The sequence below is a fragment of the Polaromonas sp. JS666 genome, from assembly GCF_000013865.1.
In the GTDB taxonomy this organism is placed as follows: Bacteria; Pseudomonadota; Gammaproteobacteria; order Burkholderiales; family Burkholderiaceae_C; genus Polaromonas.
Genome location: NC_007948.1, coordinates 1,888,435 through 1,905,864 on the forward strand (window position 1 = coordinate 1,888,435; position 17,430 = coordinate 1,905,864).

Below are 17,430 nucleotides of genomic sequence, written 5' to 3' on the forward strand. Positions count from 1 at the left end.
CAGGCGTGTCTTTATGTCTACAGCGAGTGTAAACATCCAGAAAGGCGGCAAACATGGACAAGCATCAATTCCCGAGGGCTGGCTTGGGCTTCTCACGACGAATCCTCTTGCACAAGAGTGCCGTGATACTTGGGGGCGGGCTTCTGGCCGGCCCCGCTTTTGCTGCCAAGCAAGGCTGTCGGCCCACCGAGTCCGAAGTCCTCGGTCCGTTCTATCGGTTCGGCGCGCCATTTCACTCCCGGCTGGCAGGTCCTGACGAGCCCGGTGACAGGCTTGTTCTGACCGGCACGGTGTTCAGTTCAGATTGCCGTACACCCCTCCCGGGGGCATTGATCGAGGTGTGGCAAGCGAATCACGCTGGCTTATACGACACCAACAAGCCCGGCAACTTCACCGAGGCTGGTACCTTCCACTTGCGGGGGATGCTGTATACGAATGAAAAGGGGCAATACGAGATTGAGACGATTGTGCCGGGCCGATACCCGATTCCGCCAAATCTCCCGGGGCTCGAGAAATATGCGGGGCTGACGCGACCTGCGCATATTCACTTTCGGGTCATGGAATCGCTGCACGTTCCGGTGACGACGCAGCTCTATTTCAAGGGCGACCCCTTCATTGCCAAAGATCCGTGGGCCGGCCGCAAGCCATCATTGGCCATTGATTTAAAGCAGGATGGCAAGCTACGCCGCAGTGTGTTTGACGTCGTACTTGCCAGGGGCTTATAGAAGACGCACTTGTCGAAGCGCAGTGGCGGCAAGTGCGTTGGCTGCACCTCAGCGTCAAGCCGCTCAACGAGTGCGGCGATCGTGCCTGACCCGTTCTGCTACTGCGTCGTGCACATGTTGTGCTGGAGTCCGCCATGCCCGAGCAACTCACCAAGCATCCCGAGGTGACCCTGCAGGTCCTGCGCAGCGCGGGCGCCAAGTGCGCTGAGGGTGTTTCCCAGGACATTCTCACCACTTGCCCCACCGAGCGCTTCTGCAAACTGCCGGGTGGTGAGATCTGCGTCTTCGGCTTGAACGATGCCTCGAAAATGACACAGATCACGTCTGCCGAGTGGAAAACTCTATTGCCATCTGCCGTGCCCGAATCACCGCCCACGTCTGAATCGTTCATGGGCGAAGCGCTGCTGAGCGGCGGTTTAGGCCTGCTGGCTGGCGTGGCCATAGGGCTGGCCGTCTCGCACTTGCGCCGTCGGCACCCTTGAGGCAGGGCGGTACTGTCAAGCCTGCGAGGCATCATGCCAACACAACAGACGCTCCCGTCCAAACAGCGGCCTGGCTACAAGGTCTTCCCCATTTTGCGGTGCGAACGATGGATGTCCTGCTAAAAGTGTTGACCGTGGGCGGCGCGGTGTATGCCGTGTTGTTGGCCATCGTGTTTGTGCTGCAGGGGAACCTCCTCTACTTCCCCGACGCGGGGCGGCAGATTCTGCAGACGCCCAAGGACGTCGGGCTTGACTATGAGCAGGTGTGGTTGACGACGGAAGACGGAGTCCGGATCGAGGCCTGGTACGTCCCCGCGCCGGCGGCGCGCGGCGCGGTGCTGCTTGCCCACGGCAACGCCGGCAACATCTCGCACCGGCTGGACTACGCCCTCATGTTCCACCGCCTCGGCTACTCGCTGCTGCTGCTCGAATACCGCGGCTACGGCCGCAGCGAAGGCAAGCCGAGCGAGGAGGGCACCTACGCCGATGCCCGCGCCGCCTGGCGCCACCTCGTGGCGCAGCGGGGATTCCCGCCCGAGCGCATCGCGCTGGTGGGCGAGTCCCTGGGCGGCGCCATCGTCGCCCGGCTCGCCACGGCCGAGCGCCCCGGGGCGCTGGTGCTCGCATCAACTTTCGTCTCGGTACCCGAGCTGGCGGCGGAGCTCTATCCCTGGCTGCCGGTGCGGTGGCTGGCGCGCTACCGCTACGACGCGCTGGAGGCCCTGGCCCGCGTCTCGAGCCCGGTGCTCATTGCCCATAGCCGGCAGGACGACATCGTGCCGTTTCGTCACGGCGAGCGGCTGTTTGCCGCCGCCAAGGGGCCGAAAGCGTTCCTGGAGCTGGCCGGTGGGCATAACGAGGGTTTTCTGTTCACGCGTGAGGCATGGCGCGAGGCGCTGGGGCGCTTCCTGGCACAGCACCTTCCGGCGGAAGCCATGGACCCTGTTCCACGGTAAAAAGTTCGGCAACAATATTTTTATTCGAGGTTACCGTGGTCGCCATCAAATACGCCGATTTGCTTGATGCCTTTGAATTCGTCAGCTTCGGTGCCCCGTTCGACAGCAGTGCCTTCATCTGCGTGGATACGGGCGTGATTTACTGCACATCGGACACCCTTGAACTCGACGAGGAAGTCCCGGAGGACCTCGAAACATCTGATCAGTACATCGCCATTCCGCACAAGAACGAGTTGAGCCTCGGTCGGGACCTGGTTTTGTCCTTTGTTGATCAAGCGCTGCCGAATGACTACAACACCGTGGCAGGCTTTTTCCGACGCAAAGGTGCCTACAGCCGCTTCAAACAATTACTGGAGTCCCGAGGTGTCCTCAACGCCTGGTACCTGTTTGAAACCCATGCTGTCGAAGTCGCATTGCGCCAATGGTGTGACGAGAATAACGTCCAGCTCAGCCCGGCTCAACCGGAGGCCTGAACGTGGGAGGGCGCATGGCGAGCCATCCTGCCTGTGCTGAATTCTGGCCAGATGAGTGGCTTCATCAGTCGCTCGAAGGTGTTCGTTCAAGCTATATCCGCAGCACCCGCCCCGGATTAAACAGGTTTTGCGGGTCAAGGGCGTGCTTGATGGCCCGCATCATGCCCAGCGCCACGGGGGATTTGTAGTGCTCCAGCTTGTCGAGCTTGAGGCTGCCCACGCCGTGCTCGGCAGAAAATGAGCCGCCAAAGCGCGCCACCGAGTCATAGACCAGCGAATTGACGGTGTCCTCATGCTCCCGCAGAAAAGCCTGGGCATCGCCGTCAGCGGGCGCCTGCACGTTGTAGTGCAGGTTACCGTCGCCCAGGTGGCCAAAATTCACCAGCCGCACACCCGGAATGGCCTGCACCAGCAGGGCATCGGTGACCTCCACAAACTCCGGGATGCGCGAAACCGCGACCGAGATGTCGTGCTTGATGTTCAGGCCTTCCTCGGCTTGCGCCAGCGGAATGCTTTCACGGATGTGCCAGAGCTGGTGTGCCTGGGCCAGATTTTCAGCAACGACCGCATCCGTCACGCAGCCCTTGTCCAGCGCGGTCTCCAGCAGCCGTTCGAACTGTTCGCGGGCATGGGTTTCTGATTCCGGGTCAGAATTTTCAAGCAGTACGCAGAACGGTGTCTCTTCATACAGCGGCACGCGCAGTTGCCTGAAGTTTTTGGCAACCAGGCTCAGGGCAAACTGTCCCATGACCTCAAATCCGGTCAGGCCGGCGCCCAGGTGCCGGTGGGCCAGTGCAAGAAGGTTTACGGCATCCTGCATCGACGGTACGGCCGCCCATGCGGTGAGCTGGACGGCGGGCTGCGGATACAGCTTGAGCGTGGCGGCGGTGATGACGCCGAGCGTGCCTTCGCTGCCGATGAACAGGTCGCGCAGGTCGTAGCCCGTGTTGTCCTTGCGCAGGCCGGAAAGGCCATTCCAGATGTCACCTTGCGCTGTCACCACCTCCAGCCCCAGGCACAAATCACGCGCATTGCCGTAGCGCACGACCTGCGTGCCACCGGCGTTCGTCGCCAGGTTCCCGCCAATGGTGCAGCTGCCTTCGGCGGCCAGGCTCAGCGGGAAAAGAAACCCCGCCTTGTCGGCGGCTTCCTGCAGCGTTTGCAGAATGCAGCCGGCTTCCACGGTGACCGTGAGATTTGCCGCATCGATCTGGCGCACGGCATTCATGCGCTGCAGGCTCAGCACCACCTGCCGGCCCGAGTCGTCGGGGATGGATCCGACCGCCAGCCCGGTGTTGCCGCCTTGGGTGACGATGCTCACGCCGGCCGCCGCGCAGGCCTTGACGATGGCGGCTACCTCCGCGGTGGTGGCGGGCCTGACCACGGCCAGCGCCTTGCCGCGTGAGCGCTTTCGCCAGTCGAGTTCCCAGGCGGTCAGGTCGCCTTCACTGAGTACCTGGCCGGGGCCGGCGATTTGCCTCAGGGTTTCCAGTAAATCAGGGTGAGCGCTCATGCTGTCTTTTCTCCGGTGGCGGCGGGTGGCGCCGCATTTTTCAGCCGTACCCGCACATGCAGCGCACAGGCCGCAAAAAGTACCAGGCACAGCAGGACTTCCAGCATGGCAAAGTAGTTGCCCGGCGCGCGGTCGCTCCAGGCCCGCACCGCGCCTTCGGTGAAGTAAAGCCACACCAGCAGGCTGACCCAGCGGTAGGTGTACATGCGGTTTTTCAGGATGCCGGCCAGCGGAATGCACAGGGGCAGGACCTTGAGCGCGAGCAGGGAGCCGCCCGGCCGGATGGGCGCGAGCCACAGTTCCCAGGCCAGGCCCAGCACAATCAGGCCGGCCAGACTGCCCAGGGCCAACCAGCGCGTGAGGTCAATTTGGGTTGCTTTGTTCATGGAGTGGAGTGTCATCAACCGGGTGGTTTCGCGTCATTGCTGAATCACCGATCTGTCGATTTTCTGATTTGCCGTCAGGCATGATACCGGGGATGAAATTCCAGCAATCCCTGCAGGCGTTGTTGACCGACCTGTCCCGTTTTCCGTGGCGCCATACCGCGCTCACGCTGCGCGACCGTTTTCGCGAAGACCACATGGGCCTGACGGCCAGCAGCCTGACCTTCACCACCTCGATCGCCCTGGTGCCCTTCTTCACCGTGGCGCTGGCCATTTTTACGGCCTTCCCCATGTTTGCCAAACTGCAGGGCGCCCTGCAGGCCTGGCTGGTTCAGAGCCTGATTCCCGACGACATCGCCCGGCAGGTGCTGGGTTATTTGACCCAGTTCAGCCGGCAAGCCAACAAGCTGGGCATTGCCGGACTGGCGGTGCTGCTGGTGACCGCGATTGCGCTGATTTTGACGATAGACCGCACGCTCAACGGGATCTGGCGTGTCAGGAAGGCAAGGCCGCTGGCGCAGCGCGTGCTGATTTACTGGGCGGCCATTACCCTGGGGCCGCTGCTGCTGGCGGCCAGCCTGGCGGGGACTTCCTATGTGCTGTCGGCCTCCCGGGGCCTGGTGGGCGTGATGCCCATCAGCCTGCGTTTCCTGCTGGACGTGACCCAGTTTTTCCTGGTGGCCGGCGGCATGGCGGCGCTGTACCGCTACGTGCCCAATACCTATGTGAAATGGTCCCATGCCTGGGTGGGCGGGCTGTTCGTGGCCGCTGGCCTGGAGCTGGGCAAGCGGATTGTCAGCCTCTACCTCAGTGCGGTGCCGACCTACTCGCTGGTTTACGGCGCCTTCGCCACCTTGCCGATCCTGCTGGTGTGGATCTACTTCTCCTGGGTCATCGTGCTGATGGGCGCGGTCATTGCCGCCTACCTCCCCAGCCTGCTGGCCGGCGTGGCGCGCCGGGGCAGCGCGCACGGCTGGTATTTCCAGTTGGCCATCGAGGTGCTGCAGCAGCTGAACCTTGCACGTATCACCGCGCGCAAGGGGGTGAGTGCATCCCAACTGGCCGAACAGCTCGAGGTCGACGTACTGCAGCTCGAGCCTGTCCTGGAAACCCTGGTTGGGCTGGACTGGGTAGGCCAGCTCAACGAGGCCGAGGGCGCTGCCGAGTCCCGCTACCTGCTGCTGGCCGACCCCGACACCACGCCCCTGGAGCCCCTGATGCAGCTGCTGCTGCTGGACAAGGCGGATTCGGTCAAAAAATTATGGGAAAAAGCCCGTTGGCCAGCAATAAACCTGCGTGATGCGCTGTAAAAAGTAGCAAAAAAGTACCCTGACGACTCTTTGGGGTGCCAAGGCGCTGGTTAATCATCCGAAACCCTGATCTCGCGACGCAGATTCCCTTGATTACTTTGTGGCATCTGTAACAAAATATCTCGTCCACTCTTCAAGGCGTGCCGATGACCCACGACAAGAGCCCCAGGGAAAAATTGCAGGAAGCGATCTCCGACGAACGAACCGCCTCCCGGGAGGCCGAGCGAACCTACGAGCTGCTCAGCGCAAAAATGCGGGCTTACCAGCTGGGCAGCGGCCCGGCGCCCACCAACGAAGACTTTTTGCTGTGGAGCAGGATCGTTGAGCAGCGCGTCAAGATGAAGCAGATCGGCCTTGAACCCGGTGGCGAGCAGCGCGGGTAGCCTTCAACGCCCCTCGCGTTTTCGGGCCTGAGCCACCCCCGTGCCGGCGCACCACCAGGCTTCCAGTCAGACAGTTCGTACAGCCCGTGGGGGGCCTGGACCCACGCGGGCATGACCTGGGCCTTCAAGCGCACGGGTGAAATTCTTACAACACACGTCAAGCCGCCACGGGAAGATTTCTCCAGACCGAACACTTCACTACCGGAGAAACAAGTGACTTTTCCCTTGAGAGAACCTTTGAGAGCGCAACGGCCCGATCTTCATGCGCTGAATAACGAGCCGATCAACATCAATGAAGAAGCATCGGTGAACTACTGGGTGGCCGCCCTGGGGTGCACCGAGGCGGCATTGCGCCTGGCCGTCGCGGAGGTGGGCCCCGCGGCACAGGATGTGAGCAACGAACTTGGTGTAGCGGTATGAACATGCCACCCACAACCTTCTCGGGCCCCCTGTTCGTCAGGGTGAGGGAGCCGTCAGACGGCCTTTTTTACTGGGTGGTCACCCAACTGTCGCCAGAAGAGCATACGGCTGACCGGGCAATTGACACGTCAGACCACCCTTATCCAACCCATGAAGCCGCCATGCGCGCGGGTGCAGCCTGTCTCAAGGTGCTCAAGGTGCTCAAGAGCGAACACCTGTTGCCTTGACGGTGGCGCGGGGCATCCCGGACATTGAATTGAGGTGCCGATTCCAGGCACGAGCCGGATATTCAACCAACAGTCGAATCCAGAAACCAGATCCAGAAAACAAATCCAGAAAACAAATCCGGAAAACAAATCCGGAATTCCAAGGTACCGCTCCGACTTCCATAAAACGGTAAAGTGGTCGGGTGAGCAACACTGAATTCATCTCGCCGCCCCTTCCGTCCACACCGGAGGGTCGCTCCCGGATGCGCTGGGTTATCTGCCTGTGTGCCGACTGGTGCGGCCTGTGCCGTGAATACAGCGACCTGTTCGCGCAAATGGCGGCGCGCTACCCCTCAAGCCGCTTCGTCTGGCTGGATATTGAAGACCAGGCCGATCTGGTCGGTGATATCGAGGTGGAAACTTTCCCGACATTGTTGATCGCCGATGCGAGTGGCATGCAGTTCATGGGGCCCTTGCTGCCGCACGCAGAGACGCTGTCGCGTCTGCTGGACTCGTTGTTGCAGCCGGATGCGAAAGCCACGCCGCATTTGCCGGCCACTCGGCAATTGCTGCAAGCGGTTCACGGCACACCCGAGCACTGGGTTGGCCCAGGTGAAGGAGATCACGCGATCGAAAAGGGCGCCTGAAGAAAACCCCTGAACCGTGCCCGGCCGCTCTGGGTGGGACAGGCTGTCAGGCAATAGCCGGGGAAGCGCTGCAAAAAGCGGCCGATCGCCACGCGGCCTTCCAGCCTTGCGCGCGCGGCAGACCTGGCGGGGTTGCCGCGAAGCCAGGTGTCATGGTCGCAGAAAGTCTTTCAGCGCAAACAGCACGGCGTCGGGCGCTTCTGTCATGAGCTGGTGGCCCGCATCCAGCATCACGACCTTGCCGCGCCTGGCCTTGTTGATGATGGGTTGTGCGAGCTTGGGCAGCGTCATCTGGTCGTTCTTGCCCAGGATGAACAGCACCTCGCAGGTCGTCCGCTCCATCGCGGCTTCTCCTCCGGTGTAGTCGTTGCAGGCCTTGAAGCCCGTGTGAAAAATCCTGCCCGCCGGGTCGCTGGCCAGCACGCGTTTCATCAATGCCTTCGAGCTCCCATAGAGCCAGGTGCCGGGGCCCAGTGCGGAAGGCGGCGGAGCCAGCATCGAGTGAGAAAAAACATTCACCAGGTCGATCGCCTTGAGTGGCTGGTTGAGCGACAGCTCCAGCAATGCGGGAGAGACCTTCATGGGCACGGCCGTGCCGACCATCACCAGCTGGCGCACGCGTTCGGGCGCGCTGCCAGCCAGTTCCAGGGCAATCAGCGAGCCAAAGCTGTGGCCCACCAGCACGGCTTTCTGCACACCCAGGGCGTCCAGCAGGGCGGTGATGAATGCGGCGGCTTCTTCCACTGTCCGGGGTGCTTCGCCCGCACTTTTGCAGTGGCCCGGCAAGTCGGGTGCCAGCGCGTTCCAGCCGTGGTGGGCGAAGTAGCGTGTCTGCAAAATCCAGACGCTGTGGTCATTGAGCACGCCGTGGACAAACACCACGGTGGGCCTGGCGGCATCAAACGCTTTACCACCGGTGTAGCAATAGGTTTTGTGGCCGTTGACGGTGATGTCCATGTCAGGCACCCGCTTTCTCGGCAGCCTTGAGGGCTCGCTTCAGGTCGTCCACCAGATCGTCCGGATCCTCCAGACCGATCGACAGGCGAATCGTGCCCTGCGTGATGCCGGCGCCGAGCAGCGCTTCATCCGTCATCCGGAAGTGCGTGGTACTGGCCGGGTGAATCACCAGGCTGCGGCAGTCGCCCACATTGGCCAGGTGGCTGAAGACCTTGAGGGTTTCAACAAAGGTTTCGCCCTGCTCGCGGCTGCCTTTCAGGTCAAAGCTGAACACCGAACCCGCCCCGCGCGGCAGCAACTGCCTGGCCAGCGCGTAGCTGGGGTGTGATTCCAGCATCGGGTGGCCTACGCGTGCCACAAAGGGGTGGCTGGCCAGGAAGTCCACCACTTTTTCAGTGTTGCTCATGTGCCGCGCCATGCGCAGCGGCAGGGTTTCAATGCCCTGCAGGATCAGCCAGGCGGTGTGCGGGCTCATGCAGGCGCCGAAGTCGCGCAGTCCTTCGCGGCGCGCGCGCAGCAAAAAGGCGCCCACGGTGCTTTCCTCGCTGAACACCATGTTGTGAAAGCCGTCATAGGCTTGGGTCAACTCGGCAAACTTGCCCGACTTTTCCCAGTCAAACGAGCCGCCGTCGACGACGACGCCGCCGATGACCGTGCCGTGGCCGCTCAAAAACTTGGTCGCGGAGTGGTACACCAGGTCGGCGCCGTGGTCGAAAGGCTTGATCAGCCAGGGCGAGGTCAGGGTGGAATCGACCAGCAGCGGCACGCCGGTTTCATGGGCAATGGCGGCCACGGCGGAAATGTCCAGCACGTCCAGCCCCGGATTGCCCACGGTTTCACCAAACAGGAGCTTGGTGTTGGGGCGCACGGCGGCGCGCCAGCCGTCCAGGTCGCCGGGTTTCACAAAGGTGGTTTCAATGCCGAAGCGGCGCAGCGTGTAGTGCAGCAGGTTTTGCGAGCCGCCATAGAGGGCGGTGCTGGCAACAATGTGCGAGCCGGCGCCCATCAGCGTGGCAATCGACAGGTGCAGGGCGGCCTGTCCGCTGGCGGTGGCAATGGCGCCAATACCGCCTTCCAGCGCCGCTACGCGCTGCTCCAGCACCGCATTGGTGGGGTTGCTGATGCGTGAGTACACGTGGCCCGCACGCTCCAGGTTAAAGAGGCTGGCGGCGTGGTCGCTCGACTCAAAGACAAAGGAGGTGGTGAGATAAATCGGCACCGCGCGGGCGCCCGTGGCGGGGTCGGGTGCGGCACCTGCGTGCAGCGCCAGGGTGTCGAAACCGGGGTCGGAGTAGCCGGACATGGGAAGTCTCCAGTAGAAAAAGCGTGGGCTGCGGGCGGTACCTGGCTGCGAAAGCCGGAAAATCGTTACAGCCCGCTGCTTGATTGTGGGCTATATTTAAACTGAATTCCCCGGCGCGCCCTGGCTGTAATGCCTGTTGCGGGGGGACAATGACAGACCAACCGAGGAGAAAGCGATGAAGGTTCTTGACATCCTGCGCGTTAAAGGCAACACGCTTTACACCGTTCAGCCTGATGAACCCCTGGCCAAGGCGACACAGATCATGGCCGACAAGGACATCGGTTCGCTGGTCGTCATGGAGCACGGTGACCTGGTGGGCATGCTGACCTTCCGCGAAGTGATCGTCTGCATCGTCAAAAATGGTGGCGAGATCGGCAACACCCTGGTACGCACGGCCATGGACGACCATCCCTTGACCTGCACGTCGGAAACCGAACTCGACGAAGTGCGCCGCATGATGCTGGACCGCCATGCGCGCTACATGCCGGTGATGAACCAGAAAATGCTGATGGGCGTGATCAGCTTTTACGACGTCGCCAAGGCCGTGGTGGACAGCCAGAACTTCGAGAACAAGATGCTCAAGGCTTACATCCGCGACTGGCCGGCCGGGCAGGAAGAAGAGGGCGAGTCCAAGCTGCCGTGAGCTTGGCACAACCCGCTTGGCGCGCCTTGGCGTCAACCGGAGTCAGGGTTTTGCGATGACAATTTCAGTGACGGCGTTCTGGCTCGCGTCGTAGGTCATCAGCGGACCGGAGATGCCGGTCACGGTGACCTTGGCCGAATCTGTGCTCCGGATGATGGAACTGGTCAGTGTGCAACTGCCGCTGGGGTCCGTCACGCAACTGACCGAGCCGCCTGGTGAGAAGCTGCCCGTGACGGTGGCGCCGGCTGCGGGATCACCGATACTCCAGTCGCTGTTCCGCTTGCGAACCGTCACCGTGGCCGAGGCGTTCCAGCCATTGCGACCGCTGAGCGTGCTATCGGTTATGGACGAGATCGCCACGGACGTTGATGCCCACGTCGTTCCCAGGGAATAAACGAGCAGGTTGGGCGAGCCTCGTCCGATCGAACCGAGCTTGTTGCGCGTGGCATTGTCGGTCAGGAAGGAGGCAATGCCCGCAGGCAATGTCGCGGGTTTTTCTGCCAGCGCCAGCGCGGCGACCCCGGCTACGTGGGGCGATGCCATTGAAGTGCCGCTTTTGATAGTCGACGCATCGTTGCTGGAAATCGAGGCCGAGGTGATGCTGCTGCCTGGCGCGAAAAGGTCCAGACACTTGCCATAGTTCGAGTAGAAGGCGCGCTTGTCGCTGCTGGTGGTTGCGCCCACCGTGATGGCGCTTGGTTCCCGGGCCGGAGAATATCTGCAGGCATCGGCGCTGCTGTTGCCGGCCGCCACCACCATGGTCACGCCGTTGTTCACGGCATTTGCCACGGCGGTGTCCACCGCTGGGGATGCGCCACCACCCAGCGACATGTTGGCCACGGCGGGGAGCAGCGGATTTGGAGACTTGGTGGCTTGCCCGATCACCCAATTAATGCCGGCAATCACGCCGCTCCAGGTGCCGGAACCACTGCAATCGAGTACGCGCACTGGAATCAGTGCAACCCCCTTGGCCACGCCCCAGGTTAAGCCACCCACAGTGCCGGCGACATGCGTGCCGTGACCATTGCAGTCGTTGGTGCTATTGTTATCGGTAATTGCGGTGTAGCCGGATTGCACACGGCCTTGGAAGTCGGTGTGCGTCGCGAGAATGCCGGTGTCGATGATGAAGGCATTCACGCCCGCGCCGGTGTAGTTGTAGTGGTACCAGGTGTCGAGGGGGCGATCGGTCTGGTCGATTCGATCCAACCCCCAAGTTGCGGTGCTCTGCACTTGCGTCGACGATAACTTGGCTTCATTGAGCGAAACCGTCTGGTCCTGCTCGATGTAGTCCACGTTCGGGTTATTGCGTATGCCCTGCAGCGCCGCGTCCGGCAGGCTGGCGGCAAAGCCCTTGAGGGCGCTGGTATAGGTATGGTGCAGTTGCCCGCCCAGCCCGCGTGTCAGGTTGGCGGCTTCCGCGGCCGGGTTGGCCACACTGTCCTTGAACACCACGATGTAACGCCCGGGAATCGGCTGCGACTGCGCGTAGGGATGGGTAGCCGGGGGATCGACCGCCTGGGCGAGGGCCGCTGGTGCGCCAATGGCGAGCGCTGTTGCGTACACGCTGAGCGCCAGGAGGCGAGTGAGGAGGGTTTTTTTCATGATGACCCCGACATGGATGCTGGGACAATGAAAGAGCACTCTCGATTCTGTGCTTGTCATGCTGGGGGGTCAAGCCGTTTTACAGACTCCCACATCGTCCAGGAAATATGGCGCCTTCTTCCCCGCTCAATGACGCAGAGGGCGGTAGGGCTATCTTGTTTGAATCCTGCGCGCGTGCCCCACGCTCACTTTTTTCGCGAGGGGCGGTGTCTTGAAACCGGGCGCCTATGAGGATGAGCTACGCGTGGCCGGCCGAAGGCGACGTCGCTGCAGATCAGCCGGCTCGCTGAATCGGCCGGCCCCGCATGACCCGCTTCAGCCTGCGCTGTTGTCGCTGTTGTAAATGACGTCCCGCACCCGCGGGTAGATTTGCTGGTTCCATTTTTTGCCGCTGAAGACGCCGTAATGCCCCACGCCGGTTTGCACGTGGTGGGTCTTCATGTAAGGCCGGATGCTGCTGCACAGGTCTTGCGCGGCGACCGTCTGGCCGACAGCGCAGATGTCATCCCGCTCACCCTCCACCGTCAGCAAGGCGGTACGCCGTATCGCCTGGAGATTGACTTTTCTGCCATGCCAGGTGAGTTCGCCCCGCGGCAGGTCATAGGTCTGGAATACCTTGGCGACAGTTTGCAGGTAAAAGGCGGCGGGCAGGTCATTGACGGCCAGGTATTCGTCATAAAACGCGCGGATGATCTGGGCCTTGTCAAATTCGCCCTCCCGGACATGCCGGTACAGATCTTCAAATGACTTTTTGTGTCGCTCCAGGTTCATGCATAAAAACGCCGTGAGCTGCAAAAAACCGGGGTAGACCTGCCGCATCATGCCCTTGTGGGGCCAGGGTACGGGGCTGATCAGGTTTTTTTCAAACCACTCGATGGGCTTGCTGTTGGCCAGTTCATTGACGCCGGTGGGGTTGATCCGGCAGTCCACCGGCCCGGCCATCAGGGTCAGGCTGCTCGGCTGTGCCGGGTTGTCGTCTTCGGCCATGAGTGCGGTGGCGGCAAGGGCTGCCACGCAGGGCTGGCAGACTGCGATCATGTGCGTGCCAGGGCCCAGCACTTCCAGGAATTTGATCAGGTAGTCGGTGTAGTGGTCCAGCCCGAACTCACCCTGGGACAAAGGCACATCGCGGGCGTTGTGCCAATCGGTGATGTACACGTCATGGTCGGCCAGCAGCGTGCGCGCCGTTTCACGCAGCAGCGTGGCGAAGTGGCCGGACAAGGGCGCGACCAGCAGCACGCGCGGCATGGGGGTGGCCAGCGCTTTCCTGAAATGCAGCAGGGTGCCAAAAGGCAACTCGCAGACTTTGTGCTCCGTCACGGCGACGGGTTCGCCGGCGACTTCCACGGTGTCCAGGTTGTAGGCTGGCCTACTGTGCGTCAGGCGCAGGCGAGCGAGCACTTCGCAGGCCGCAGAGAGCTTGCTGGCCGATTGACTGATCCAGGGGAATAGGGGGGCCGGGCTGGACAGGCCGGACTTGACCGAGCCGACCATCAGCCCGGCCTGTTCGGCGAACATCCGCAGGGGGGAGGTCAGGTCAGACTGCAACTGATAGGCGTGATAAAGCATGCTTCTTTCTTGCTGCACCAGAGCGAGCGGCGGCATGAGTTCGGAGCAATTTACGGGCCACTGCTTGCGGGCCGTCCACGCCGGGCATGTAAAGATTCGCCATTGGAGCGGGAAACATTCAAGTTCTGGCACAGGGCTTGCTCAGTGACCTTGCGTCAAGGGTTGTTGGCGCGGGGACGGCGTAACAGCGCTGCTTTTACCTTTGTGAAAGACATCGGCATCATGGCTCAGGCAGTCCTTACCATCAGCAGCAAGAACTACGGCGCCTGGTCGCTGCGTGGCTGGCTGCTTGCCAGGCTGGCCGGTCTGGAGTTCGCCGAGAAGGTGATTCCGCCCGACGATGCGGACATGCGCGCCGAAATCCTGCTGTTGTCACCCTCCATATTGGTGCCCAGCCTGGAGCACAACGGCATCAAGGTGTGGGACACGCTGGCCATTGGCGAATACCTGCATGAAGTCAATCCCAAGGCGGGCCTGTTGCCCAGCGACATGGCCGCCCGGGCGCATTGCCGCGCCATCTGCGGCGAGATGCACTCTGGTTTCAGCTCCATGCGTTCTTCCATGCCCCTGAACATCAAGGCTTTTTTCCCGAAGTTCAGGACATGGTCGCGTGCTGACGCCGATATCCGGCGCATCGTGGACATATGGACCGACTGCCTCACCCGCTATGGCGGTCCCTACCTGTTTGGCAAAAATCCCTGTATGGCGGACGCCATGTACGCGCCGGTGGTCAGTCGTTTCAGGACCTATGACATCCCCCTGGATGCCCTGTGCGTGGGCTACTGCACCAGCATCTGGACGCTGCCCGCCATGCAGGAGTGGATTGCTGCCGCGCAGGAAGAGCCTGATGATTTTGACGAACTGGACGCGGAGTTCTGAACTGGCATCAACCTGCAAGTGGCAGAAGGGGTAGCTCTTCAGCCCAGCAGGGGCCGCGGAACCGGCTTAGCCGGGCCGCAGGCGCAGCGGCCCCCTTCGGGAGGCAGCGGCTACACGCAGTGAGCAAGCGTGGGGCTCAGAAGTAGCAGCTCTCCAGCCAGCAGGGGCCGCGGGACTGGCTTTGCCAGACCGCAGGCGCAGCGGCCCCCTCGGGGGGGCAGGGAGCTACACGCTAGTAGAGCGACCGTGGGGGCTATCTCCCCCAGGGCGTAGGCTCGGGAATCTCGCACACAGGCTCCACATCAATGCTCTTGAAGTCCGCCGGCGAGACAATTTCCAGGTATTCCATGTCGGGTGAATAGTCAAACAGGTAGTGTCGTATGCCGGGGCGCTGGTGCACACAATCGCCTGCGGAAACCAGTGTTTCCCGGTCTTCGTACATGAATCGGGCCCAGCCCTTGAGCATGATGACGATCTGGAAGTCCGCTTCATGCCGGTGCCAGCCCGTGCCTTTTTCTGGTGCCATATTGGCCTTCACCAGGTGCGCGATGACCTTGCCGTGGGTCGCCTCGGCAATGCCCAGGTCGCGGTAGAGGAAGAAATCGCGCAATCCGTCGGATTTGAATGGCGTGTCGCCGGGTTTGACATGTGAGAACAGGGTGTTGGTTCGCTCAAGCATGGTGCCCTCCGGTAGTGCGCAGCCATTTGCGCCCGTGCCTTCATGCATGAAGCGTTCCAGTCGCAGTTTCCCCGTCACGGCCCGGCGATGCCCGACGGTTAAAATCATTGCACTATGTCTGGCAGTACCTTTGGCAATCTCTTCGCAGTCACCAACTTTGGTGAATCCCACGGCCCGGCCATTGGCTGCGTGATTGACGGCTGCCCGCCGGGGCTGGCGCTGACCGAAGCGGATATCCAGACCGATCTGGACCGCCGCCGTCCGGGCACCAGCCGCCATGTGACGCAGCGCAACGAACCCGACGCGGTGGAAATCCTGTCGGGCGTGTACGAGGGCAAGACCACCGGCACGCCGATCTGCCTGCTGATCAGGAACACCGACCAGCGCAGCAAGGACTACGGCAACATCCTGGAAACCTTCCGGCCCGGCCATGCCGACTACAGCTACCTGCACAAATACGGGCGGCGTGACCCCCGCGGCGGCGGCCGCGCCTCGGCCCGCCTGACGGCGCCCATGGTGGCCGCCGGCGCGGTGGCCAAAAAATGGCTGGCTGAGAAATATGGCACCAGCTTTCGCGGCTGCATGGCGCAGATTGGCGACATCGCGATTCCCTTTGAGTCCTGGGAGCATGTGCCGCGCAATCCCTTCTTTGCGCCGGTGGCCGACGTTTCCCACCTTGAAGACTACATGGATGCACTGCGCAAGGCCGGTGACTCCTGCGGCGCGCGCATCCGGGTCACCGCTTCCGGTGTGCCCGTCGGGCTGGGCGAGCCGCTGTTTGACAAGCTCGATGCCGACATCGCATTTGCCATGATGGGGATCAATGCCGTCAAGGGCGTGGAGATCGGCGCCGGCTTTGCCAGCGTGACCCAGCGCGGAACAACCCATGGCGACTCACTGTCGCCCGAAGGTTTCCTTTCGAACAATGCCGGTGGTGTGCTCGGCGGCATCAGCACTGGGCAGGACCTGGAAGTCTCGATCGCCATCAAGCCCACGAGCTCCATCATCACACCGCGCCAGTCGATAGACACGGCGGGCAACCCCGCCGAGGTGGTGACCAAGGGCCGGCACGACCCCTGCGTGGGCATTCGCGCCACGCCGATTGCCGAGGCCATGCTGGCGCTCGTCGTGATGGAGCATGCGCTGCGCCAGCGTGCGCAAAATGCCGATGTGACGGTCAGCACGCCGGACATCATGCGCGCACGCGGCTGAGTCCCCGCTCAACGCGGTTGCCTTCTGGCTCAGGGTTCGGACGAGGAGCTTCGAAAGGGGTTGAAGCCGGTGATCAGCGCCGTGGCGGCCAGCACCAGCACACAGCCGGGCAGCATGCTGGCCGTGACCGCCTCCCCCAGGAAAAGCGCGCCCCAGGTGACCCCGAACAGCGGAATCATGAAAGCGGCTGACGTGGCCGCGCTGGCCGAAATTTCGCGCATCAGCCGCATGCTGATCCAATACAAGAAGCCCGAGGTGACGATGCCCAGCATGGCCACCGCCAGCAGCGCGCCGGGGGTAGGGTGCGCTGAAGGCGCGGCCATGCCTGCCGGGAGCAGCAAAATCAGCGTGGCCGCGACAAACACGGCGGCGGACGCCGGCAACGGTGCGTAGGCCATGGTGGCGCGTTTCATCAGGACGGTGCCCACGCCGTAGCTGGCTGCGGCCGCTGTGCACGCCAGCGCGGCCAGCACGACTTGCGGTGTGACGGCCACCGGTCCCAACTGGACCAGCAGCGCCACGCCGGCAAAGCCCACGGCACAACCCAGCAGGCGCCGTGAGGTGAGCCTTTCCTCGCTGGCAGCGGCGGCGCCCAGCACGCCGAACAGCGGGGCCGTGGCATTAAGCACTGCCGAATAGCCTGCGGGAATGACCAGGGCGGCCCAGTTGAACAGCACGAAGGGAATGACCACGGTGAGCAGGCTCAGCAGCGCCAGGCGCGGCCAGGCGGCGCGGGGAGGCCAGCGGTCACGCAGTGTGTGCATGAGCACGGCCAGCACCATGGCGGCCAGGGTGCAACGCAGGCTGGCGACCACCCAGGGACCGAGCGCCGGACTGGCAATGCGCAACAGGGGAAATGATGCGCCCCAGAAGGCGGACAGGGCGATGAGCTGGATGAAATGTCGGGTCTGCATGTCGGGTGCCGAGATTGTGCGTGATTCGGCTGAATGCTGCTGACTCACCCTTGGAGCGGGTCAGGGCCTTTGGCCGGCAGAGCTGTCGCGGGCCCGAGTGTTTCTGGCCGCGACCGCTTGCGCCAGTGATACCACCGGTATGGTGCTGTCGAACACGGCTTGCGTTGAGGCCTG

Annotated in this window: 20 protein-coding genes; 12 read left to right on the forward strand and 8 right to left on the reverse strand. The window is 62.5% G+C overall.

Annotation, left to right across the window (positions count from 1 at the left end; genetic code table 11):
• Positions 1-53 precede the first annotated feature (53 nt).
• The 4 genes from BPRO_RS09080 to BPRO_RS09095 all read left to right on the forward strand — a co-directional run bounded on the left by BPRO_RS09080 (position 54) and on the right by BPRO_RS09095 (position 2,636).
• Complete coding sequence (locus BPRO_RS09080) at positions 54-725, forward strand: twin-arginine translocation pathway signal protein (RefSeq protein ID WP_011482756.1); 672 nt, start codon at positions 54-56, stop codon at positions 723-725.
• Between the two features lie 134 nt (positions 726-859).
• Positions 860-1,207: a hypothetical protein gene (locus tag BPRO_RS30430; RefSeq protein WP_011482757.1), complete on the forward strand. Its 348-nt coding sequence runs from the start codon at positions 860-862 to the stop codon at positions 1,205-1,207.
• Positions 1,208-1,314: 107 nt separating this feature from the next.
• Entirely contained in the window at positions 1,315-2,163 is an 849-nt protein-coding gene (locus BPRO_RS09090) for an alpha/beta hydrolase (protein WP_011482758.1), read from the forward strand.
• A 35-nt stretch (positions 2,164-2,198) separates the two neighbouring features.
• Positions 2,199-2,636 (forward strand): hypothetical protein, encoded by a 438-nt coding sequence (locus BPRO_RS09095; RefSeq protein ID WP_011482759.1) that lies wholly within the window; start codon positions 2,199-2,201, stop codon positions 2,634-2,636.
• 91 nt (positions 2,637-2,727) lie between these two features.
• Here the strand turns inward: BPRO_RS09095 and BPRO_RS09100 are convergent, their stop codons facing one another.
• Both BPRO_RS09100 and BPRO_RS09105 read right to left on the reverse strand, forming a co-directional pair.
• Positions 2,728-4,149, reverse strand: a complete 1,422-nt coding sequence (locus BPRO_RS09100) for an FAD-binding oxidoreductase (protein WP_011482760.1) — start codon at positions 4,147-4,149, stop codon at positions 2,728-2,730.
• Entirely contained in the window at positions 4,146-4,535 is a 390-nt protein-coding gene (locus BPRO_RS09105; protein ID WP_198140997.1) for a DUF2069 domain-containing protein, read from the reverse strand. Before BPRO_RS09105 ends, BPRO_RS09100 begins: the two co-directional genes overlap by 4 nt.
• 92 nt (positions 4,536-4,627) lie before the next feature.
• On the opposite strand from BPRO_RS09105, the gene BPRO_RS09110 reads away from it, so the two are divergent.
• From BPRO_RS09110 to BPRO_RS09130, 5 genes are all read left to right on the forward strand, one after another.
• Complete coding sequence (locus tag BPRO_RS09110; protein ID WP_011482762.1) at positions 4,628-5,842, forward strand: YihY family inner membrane protein; 1,215 nt, start codon at positions 4,628-4,630, stop codon at positions 5,840-5,842.
• 146 nt (positions 5,843-5,988) lie between these two features.
• On the forward strand, positions 5,989-6,225 hold the full coding sequence (locus BPRO_RS09115; protein WP_011482763.1) for a hypothetical protein: 237 nt from the start codon (positions 5,989-5,991) through the stop codon (positions 6,223-6,225).
• A 111-nt stretch (positions 6,226-6,336) separates the two neighbouring features.
• The gene (locus BPRO_RS28525; protein ID WP_011482764.1) at positions 6,337-6,645 is read left to right on the forward strand and encodes a DUF3606 domain-containing protein; all 309 of its coding nucleotides are present in this window, start codon (positions 6,337-6,339) and stop codon (positions 6,643-6,645) included.
• A gap of 2 nt (positions 6,646-6,647) precedes the next feature.
• Entirely contained in the window at positions 6,648-6,872 is a 225-nt protein-coding gene (locus BPRO_RS09125; protein WP_157045764.1) for a hypothetical protein, read from the forward strand.
• Positions 6,873-7,054: 182 nt separating this feature from the next.
• Entirely contained in the window at positions 7,055-7,498 is a 444-nt protein-coding gene (locus BPRO_RS09130) for a thioredoxin family protein (RefSeq protein ID WP_369794701.1), read from the forward strand.
• Between the two features lie 150 nt (positions 7,499-7,648).
• Here the strand turns inward: BPRO_RS09130 and BPRO_RS09135 are convergent, their stop codons facing one another.
• Both BPRO_RS09135 and BPRO_RS09140 read right to left on the reverse strand, forming a co-directional pair.
• Entirely contained in the window at positions 7,649-8,455 is an 807-nt protein-coding gene (locus BPRO_RS09135) for an alpha/beta fold hydrolase (protein WP_011482767.1), read from the reverse strand.
• Position 8,456: 1 nt separating this feature from the next.
• The gene (locus BPRO_RS09140; protein ID WP_011482768.1) at positions 8,457-9,758 is read right to left on the reverse strand and encodes an O-acetylhomoserine aminocarboxypropyltransferase; all 1,302 of its coding nucleotides are present in this window, start codon (positions 9,756-9,758) and stop codon (positions 8,457-8,459) included.
• Positions 9,759-9,933: 175 nt separating this feature from the next.
• Between BPRO_RS09140 and BPRO_RS09145 the strand changes: the two genes are divergently transcribed.
• On the forward strand, positions 9,934-10,401 hold the full coding sequence (locus BPRO_RS09145; protein ID WP_011482769.1) for a CBS domain-containing protein: 468 nt from the start codon (positions 9,934-9,936) through the stop codon (positions 10,399-10,401).
• Between the two features lie 42 nt (positions 10,402-10,443).
• Here BPRO_RS09145 and BPRO_RS09150 read toward each other — a convergent pair whose 3' ends face one another.
• Positions 10,444-12,003, reverse strand: coding sequence for a S8 family peptidase (locus BPRO_RS09150; protein ID WP_011482770.1), 1,560 nt, complete (start codon positions 12,001-12,003; stop codon positions 10,444-10,446).
• Between the two features lie 315 nt (positions 12,004-12,318).
• Entirely contained in the window at positions 12,319-13,572 is a 1,254-nt protein-coding gene (locus tag BPRO_RS09155) for a polyhydroxyalkanoate depolymerase (protein ID WP_041389492.1), read from the reverse strand.
• 222 nt (positions 13,573-13,794) lie between these two features.
• Between BPRO_RS09155 and BPRO_RS09160 the strand changes: the two genes are divergently transcribed.
• Entirely contained in the window at positions 13,795-14,451 is a 657-nt protein-coding gene (locus BPRO_RS09160; RefSeq protein ID WP_041389494.1) for a glutathione S-transferase family protein, read from the forward strand.
• Between the two features lie 253 nt (positions 14,452-14,704).
• On the opposite strand, the gene BPRO_RS09165 is transcribed toward BPRO_RS09160, so the two are convergent.
• The gene (locus BPRO_RS09165; protein WP_011482773.1) at positions 14,705-15,130 is read right to left on the reverse strand and encodes a cupin domain-containing protein; all 426 of its coding nucleotides are present in this window, start codon (positions 15,128-15,130) and stop codon (positions 14,705-14,707) included.
• A 114-nt stretch (positions 15,131-15,244) separates the two neighbouring features.
• Here BPRO_RS09165 and aroC point away from each other — a divergent pair, with 114 nt between their 5' ends.
• Positions 15,245-16,342 (forward strand): chorismate synthase, encoded by a 1,098-nt coding sequence (gene aroC / locus BPRO_RS09170; RefSeq protein WP_011482774.1) that lies wholly within the window; start codon positions 15,245-15,247, stop codon positions 16,340-16,342.
• Between the two features lie 29 nt (positions 16,343-16,371).
• Here aroC and BPRO_RS09175 read toward each other — a convergent pair whose 3' ends face one another.
• On the reverse strand, positions 16,372-17,256 hold the full coding sequence (locus tag BPRO_RS09175; protein WP_011482775.1) for a DMT family transporter: 885 nt from the start codon (positions 17,254-17,256) through the stop codon (positions 16,372-16,374).
• Positions 17,257-17,430 lie beyond the last annotated feature (174 nt).

Bases quoted from the DNA above. Each gene is read 5' to 3' on its own strand.
- BPRO_RS09090 (WP_011482758.1), top strand. From the start codon at position 1,315: ATGGATGTCCTGCTAAAAGTGTTGACCGTGGGCGGCGCGGTGTATGCC.
- BPRO_RS09165 (WP_011482773.1), bottom strand. From the start codon at position 15,130: ATGCTTGAGCGAACCAACACCCTGTTCTCACATGTCAAACCCGGCGAC.
- BPRO_RS09155 (WP_041389492.1), bottom strand. From the start codon at position 13,572: ATGCTTTATCACGCCTATCAGTTGCAGTCTGACCTGACCTCCCCCCTG.
- BPRO_RS09115 (WP_011482763.1), top strand. From the start codon at position 5,989: ATGACCCACGACAAGAGCCCCAGGGAAAAATTGCAGGAAGCGATCTCC.
- BPRO_RS09150 (WP_011482770.1), bottom strand. From the start codon at position 12,003: ATGAAAAAAACCCTCCTCACTCGCCTCCTGGCGCTCAGCGTGTACGCA.
- aroC (WP_011482774.1), top strand. From the start codon at position 15,245: ATGTCTGGCAGTACCTTTGGCAATCTCTTCGCAGTCACCAACTTTGGT.
- BPRO_RS28525 (WP_011482764.1), top strand. From the start codon at position 6,337: ATGACCTGGGCCTTCAAGCGCACGGGTGAAATTCTTACAACACACGTC.
- BPRO_RS30430 (WP_011482757.1), top strand. From the start codon at position 860: ATGCCCGAGCAACTCACCAAGCATCCCGAGGTGACCCTGCAGGTCCTG.
- BPRO_RS09105 (WP_198140997.1), bottom strand. From the start codon at position 4,535: ATGAACAAAGCAACCCAAATTGACCTCACGCGCTGGTTGGCCCTGGGC.
- BPRO_RS09175 (WP_011482775.1), bottom strand. From the start codon at position 17,256: ATGCAGACCCGACATTTCATCCAGCTCATCGCCCTGTCCGCCTTCTGG.
- BPRO_RS09110 (WP_011482762.1), top strand. From the start codon at position 4,628: ATGAAATTCCAGCAATCCCTGCAGGCGTTGTTGACCGACCTGTCCCGT.
- BPRO_RS09080 (WP_011482756.1), top strand. From the start codon at position 54: ATGGACAAGCATCAATTCCCGAGGGCTGGCTTGGGCTTCTCACGACGA.
- BPRO_RS09135 (WP_011482767.1), bottom strand. From the start codon at position 8,455: ATGGACATCACCGTCAACGGCCACAAAACCTATTGCTACACCGGTGGT.
- BPRO_RS09145 (WP_011482769.1), top strand. From the start codon at position 9,934: ATGAAGGTTCTTGACATCCTGCGCGTTAAAGGCAACACGCTTTACACC.
- BPRO_RS09100 (WP_011482760.1), bottom strand. From the start codon at position 4,149: ATGAGCGCTCACCCTGATTTACTGGAAACCCTGAGGCAAATCGCCGGC.
- BPRO_RS09140 (WP_011482768.1), bottom strand. From the start codon at position 9,758: ATGTCCGGCTACTCCGACCCCGGTTTCGACACCCTGGCGCTGCACGCA.
- BPRO_RS09160 (WP_041389494.1), top strand. From the start codon at position 13,795: ATGGCTCAGGCAGTCCTTACCATCAGCAGCAAGAACTACGGCGCCTGG.
- BPRO_RS09125 (WP_157045764.1), top strand. From the start codon at position 6,648: ATGCCACCCACAACCTTCTCGGGCCCCCTGTTCGTCAGGGTGAGGGAG.